Annotated in this window: 2 protein-coding genes and 1 pseudogene; 2 read left to right on the top strand and 1 reads right to left on the bottom strand. The window is 71.5% G+C overall.

Annotated features, from left to right (window positions below; all coding sequences use genetic code 11):
• A partial coding sequence (locus Q1N79_RS06070) for a nitrate- and nitrite sensing domain-containing protein (RefSeq protein ID WP_300605433.1) occupies nucleotides 1–2,237 on the bottom strand: 2,237 nt, incomplete at its 3' end.
• A gap of 968 nt (nucleotides 2,238–3,205) precedes the next feature.
• On the opposite strand from Q1N79_RS06070, the gene Q1N79_RS06065 reads away from it, so the two are divergent.
• Nucleotides 3,206–3,817, top strand: a complete 612-nt coding sequence (locus tag Q1N79_RS06065) for an FHA domain-containing protein (RefSeq protein ID WP_300605432.1) — start codon at nucleotides 3,206–3,208, stop codon at nucleotides 3,815–3,817.
• 161 nt (nucleotides 3,818–3,978) lie between these two features.
• Nucleotides 3,979–5,648, top strand: a pseudogene (locus Q1N79_RS06060) (hypothetical protein); the annotation flags it as partial.

Here is a 5,648-nt window from a genome sequence, read left to right as displayed (position 1 = left end):
TTGCCGCCGGAGCCGCCGCCCGGCAGGGCGAACGGCCCCGACCCCCCGCCCGGGCCGCCGGGGCCGCTCGTGGCGGGCGGCGCGGACAGCGAGGGGGCGGGCCCGTAGTCCTCGGCCTCGAACTTGCGCAGCCGGCCGAGCGGCTGCGCCGTCTCTGGCGCCGCCACCGACTCGGGCAGCCAGATCAGCGCGGTCAGACCGCCGGACTGCGCGTGCCGCAGCCGGACCCGGACGCCGTGCCTGGCCGCCAGGCGGCCGACCACGAAAAGACCCATGCGGCGGGACACCGCGACGTCGACGACGGGCGGGTTGTCCAGCCGCCAGTTCGCGTGCGCCATCTCCTGCTCGGAGATGCCCACGCCGTTGTCGGTGATGTCGAGCAGCACGCCGCCGCTGGTGAGCGGCTGGCCGGTGACGTACACCTGGGTGTCCTCTGGCGAGAACGTGGTCGCGTTCTCGACGATCTCCGCCACCAGGTGGACCACGTCGTTCACCGCCTGGCCGACGACCTGGATGCCCGGCTGCACGTTCAGCACGACCCGCTCGTACTGCTCGATCTCGGAGATCGCCGCGCGCAGCACGTCCACGAGCGGGACCGGCTGGCTCCACCGCCGCGACGCCTCGTGGCCGGCCAGGACCAGCAGGTTCTCCGAGTTGCGGCGCATGCGGGTGGCCAGGTGGTCCAGCCGGAACAGGCTGCTCAGCCGGTCCGCGTCCTGCTCGCTCTGCTCCAGGTTGTCGATCAGCGCCAGCTGGCGCTCGATCAACGACTGGCTGCGGCGGGACAGGTTGACGAACATGGCGTTCAGGTTGCCGCGCAGCATGGCCTCGTCGGCCGCCAGCCGGACCGCCTCCCGGTGCACCTGGTCGAAAGCCCGCGCCACCTCACCGATCTCGTCGGTGGAGGTGACGCCGATCGGCTCGATCTCGACGCTCTCGTCGCCGCCTTCGCTCTCGCTCAGCCGGCGCACCATCTCCGGCAGCTTGCTGCCCGCGACCTCGAGGGCGTCGGCGCGCAGCTTGCGCAGCGGCCGGATCATGGAGCGCGCCACGACCGTGGTGATCAGCAGCACGAGCAGCAGCAGGAGCAGCGTCGCCACCGAGACTTCGATCACGTTGCGCAGCGCGCCCGACACCAGGGAGTTGGCCTGCGCGGTGATCTGCTCGACCAGTCCGTTAGGCCCGCTGCTGACCTGCCGCATGTCCTCGATCTGCGCGGTCTGGTTGTTGTACCAGCAGACGGCCTGCGTCTGCGTGCCGCAAACCTGCGGGTCGGGGACGTTGAGCGGCTGGCCGTTGGTGGCCTGGGTGATCGCGAGCAGTTCCTGGCTCTTGGCCGCGTCCACCTGCGGGCCGCTGACGGTGTTGTTGAGCGTCTGCGATTCGGCCACTGAAGCGACCGTGCCGAACTGCGTGGTGTCCGCCTGCTGCTGCTCCGAGGCCTGAGTCAGGTCGGACAGCCCGACTTGGCTCAGGACCGGCGGCGTGCTGGCCAGCGCCTGGTACAGGAGGGCGCGCTGCAGTGAGGCGTCGTCCTCCATCCGCAGCAGCGCGTTGAGCACGGAGACGTCGCTCTCAAGCGTGTCGTTGCCGCTGCCGGCCGCGATGTCGTTGCTGAAGGTGTCGAAGGCGGTGATCCGTTGGTCGTAGGCGTTGATGACGGCGATCGCCGGGTAGTGGTACTGGGCGCCCAGCGCGGCCTCGCGGATGTACTTCAGGTCCGCTATGGCGGCGAGCACGCCGTTCGTCAGGTCGAGCACCGTCTGCTGCCGGTAGCTGCCGTTGCCAGTGACCGCTCCGGCCTGCGCGCTGATCTGGTCGAGCGTCGCCTGCGTCGCGCTCTCGTCCTTCGTGATCGTGGCCAGCATCTGGGAGTTCGTCCGGCCGGACGCGACGTAGCCCGCGATCGCGTCGCGCTCATCGGCGAGCTCGCCGACCGCGGCAACCACGACGACGTTGAGGTTGGCCAGCGTCTGCACGCGCTTGTAGGCCTGGTAGCTGCCGAAGGAGTTGGAGATCTGGATCGAGCCGAGGATGAGGGCGGTGACGGTCGGCACCGCGATGATCGCGACGAGCCGCCAGAAGACTCGCCAGTTGCGCAGCGCCAGCCGGGAGCTCTTGCGGGGAGCCGCCGCGGAGACGGCGCTGGCGCCGGACGGCCCTCCGCCACGGCGCGCATGCGTGACGGGAACAGGCAATCCCTGGCCTGGCTGGCCCCCTAGGCCAGACTGAGCCACCGGGGCGCCCAGGGCGCCCGGGCCGCCCGGGGCGCCTGGCCCGCCGAAACCTCCGGCTCCGGGTCCGCCCTGACCTTGGCCGACGGCCGGTGGTCCGCCGGCGCCCGGGCTGCCGCCCCCGTTGAACGGAAGACCCGAGGCCGGCGTCTGCGGACCGCCGTTTCCGTTGGTCATCGATCGTCTACTGCGCACTGCGCTCGCACCTCGCAGCTTCAAGTGCCACCTGGACTTGCACCGGGCTACGAACGGGCAAGCCGCTCATGATCGGCACTTCCCACTCCCTTCCCTCTGCAGCGGTCGCAGCTGCTCGAGGACGACAGGACGGCCGAGGCCACTCTTCCAGCTAGCGTTACAAAACGGGTAGGGACATATAATCATCAATTGGTCGCCCCCGACCGGGCATTCGGCCGGAATGAGCGTGAACTTTGCCAAAGATTCGCACATCCTCCGTCACCGGTCCGGCTGGCGCGCTCACGTTCAGTTCCGCCCGGCCGTGCCCAGCCGCGCCGGGCCAGGCGAGCTCGGCAGGCCGCGGACCTCGCACGGGAGGCACCGGGAGGCACTGGCCCGCCGGTCCACAGCGCGGTGCGGGCGAGATCTTCGTGCCTGGCCGGCGAGCCGACGGCACCGCCGCAGCCTAATCATTGCCGCGTCTTCCCGCGGTGATCATGCACACATTCATCGCGTGCACGGCCAGCACCCCGGTGCGCAGGAGCAGCAGTGGCGACAGCCTGGACGCGCGCCACCCGGCCCGCGGAGTCCGGTAGCCGGGACGGAGGCAAACGGCTCCGTTCGGAATAATTGATTATGTAATTACTACTGGGTTATATGTAGCCGGTGTGACCGGTCTCGCCAGCCCTCCCCGCGGCCGTTCGGGTGATCACCCGGCGGAGTGCGCGATACCTAGAGCAGGGCGGCCCCGCGGCGGTAAGGTAGCTGAGGACGGCTTACCGCCTGAGAGCGAGGAGATGGCGATCCTGACGTGCCCAGACTGCGGCGTCAAGGTGCAGCCGGAGGATCTGATCTGCTTCCGGTGTGGCGCTAACCTGCCGCACACACCGTACGCCGACGACGACATACCATCGCCGACGGTCTCACAGCAGTACATCCGGTCTGGTGAGAGCAGGCCGTTTTGTCCCCATTGCGGCGCGATGGTGCAAGACCCTGCCGACGTGGTCTGCACCCAGTGCAGGCAGCCGTTGCCTGGCGCGCGCCGCCGCATCTCCCCTGTCGTGCTGCGGATCTCCTTTCCTACCGGGAATGTGGACGTCCCGGCGGGCACGTCCGTCATCCTCGGCCGAGACCCTGCCCAGTCGCTGGTCGCGGCCGCGTTCGGCCAGTACGACAACGTGTCACGGCGACACGCGACGGTCATGGTCGACGACGGGGGCCGGGCCTCCATCAGGGATGAGGGATCGACCAACGGAACCTTCGTCAACGGCGACCGGGTGCTGCCGGGCACGGAGGTGCGACTCGTCGACGGCGACCGCATCCGGCTCGCCGCGGACGTCACCGGCGATGTGTCGCTGCCCCGCGCGGAGCCTGACCCGGCCAGCCTCAGCCGCAACGGCTTCGTCTGACCAAGGGGCTGTCGTTCGGTTCGGCGTTCCGCTTTCTGCCCGCGGGGCCCCCGGCTAGCAACTTCAGCCGAACTCGTCCCTGATCTCGCCATAGAATCCTTTGTGCATCCCGTGTGCACCCCGCGCATCCAGCGCATCCCGCGTCCCGGAACGGATTAGTCATGTCGCCAGCGTCGGATCCGCCCGCCGGAACCCCGTTTCCGCCGGAGGCTTCCGGCGCGCCCGCCGAGGGGCGGGTTCCGCCCGCGATGCTGCCCGCGCGCCGCGCCAGGGCGCTGCCGCCCCCATCGCCGGCCGGCGCGCACGCCCGGGATTCCCAGCCGGGCGGCCCTGGCGGTCCTGGCGGTCCTGGCGGTCCTGGCGGTCCGGGTGCCGCTGACGACGATTACTCCTACGGTCCTGGCACCGTGCCGTGGCGGCCACCGGACACGGGGTACGGCACAGCGGGCGGCTACGGCGGACCCGGCGCCTCCGGCGGGGGCGCCTACCGCGGGCCCTCAGGCAGTTACCGGGATTCGGGCAGCTACGCCGATTCGGGCCGGAATGGTGCCTCGGCTGACCCGGGCGGCTACGGCGGCTCGGCTGACCCGGGCGGCTACGGCGGCTCGGGCGGCTACGGCGGCTCGGCTGACCCGGGCGGCTACGGCGACTCGGGCGGCTACGGCGGCTCGGCTGACTACGGTCGTGGCCGGCATCGGTCCGCGGCCGGGCAGGACGGGGCTGGTTTGCGGGATCCCGGCTACCAGGAGCCCGGCTACCAGGACCAGGGGCCGGATCGCGGGTCCTGGTTCACTCCGTCCACACGGCGGGACGACAGGTACACCAAGCGTGACGGCGGCTACGCCGGGCAGCCGCCTACCGAACGCTACGGCGAGCAGTGGCCCGCCGGGCAGGGCCAGCGCGGGCAGGACTATCCCGCGCAGGACTTCCCTCCGCCAGGCGGGCCAGGCTACGGCGGCCCCGCGTATCGCGCTCCCGCGTACGACGGCCAGGGATACGCCGGGCCCGGCTACGGCGGCGGGTTCCCTGACCAGGGGTACGGGGGCGACCCCAACCGCTACCAGGGCACGGGTTACCCGGGTCCCCCGGCTGCCGGCTTCCCGGGCCAGCAGCCTGGGAACGCCCTGAGCCAGCAGCCTGCGGGCTTCGGCTACCCGGGGCAGGCGCCTGGGCCCGGCGGTTACCCGAATTCGCGGCCGCCCGCATTCGGCGGTCAGGTTCCCCCGCCGCCTGCCTTCGGGAACGGTTACCCGGGCGGCGCCTTCCCGCCTCCGCAGCAGGGCGCGTTCGACGCGCAGCAGCCCGGGGTGTTCGGCGCGGGGCAGCAGGGAGCGTTCCCGGCGCAGCAGCACGGCACGTTCGCCGCGCCGCAGCCAGGCGCGTTCCCTGGCGCGCTGCCGCCAGCGGGGTTCGCGAACCAGGGCGCTTTCGCTGGCCCGCCCGGCGTTGCCGCTCTCGCACCCAACGGCGCCACCGCCAGTGGTGCCGGCGGTGCCGCCGGCAAGTCCGGGGCGCGGCGTGCTGGCAAGCCAGGCGGCAAGCGGGGCGGCAAGACCCGGCTGCTCATCGCAGGCGCGGTCGCGGTCGTCGTCCTCGTGGCGGGCGCCGTTGTCGTCGTGTCCCGGCTGCATGCTGGCTCGAGCGATCCCGGCTGCAAGGCCTACGCGGGGACCGCGCTGAGCGCCTACAACCAGACCATCAGGGATCTCAACGCCCAGGCCTCGCAGGCGACGCTGACCAGGGACATGTCGACCGCGATCACGGACCTGACAGCGGCGGCTGGCCAGGCGAGCAGCGCCGCGGTCAAGTCCGCGCTCGACAATCTGCTCAC

Source organism: Trebonia sp., assembly GCF_030042015.1.
Taxonomy (GTDB): Bacteria; Actinomycetota; Actinomycetes; order Streptosporangiales; family Streptosporangiaceae; genus Trebonia.
Note: the sequence above shows the minus strand (reverse complement) of the source record. Positions and strands in the feature narration are given on the sequence as shown.

Excerpts from the sequence above, each read along its gene's own strand:
- Q1N79_RS06065 (WP_300605432.1), top strand. The coding sequence starts at position 3,206 with ATGGCGATCCTGACGTGCCCAGACTGCGGCGTCAAGGTGCAGCCGGAG.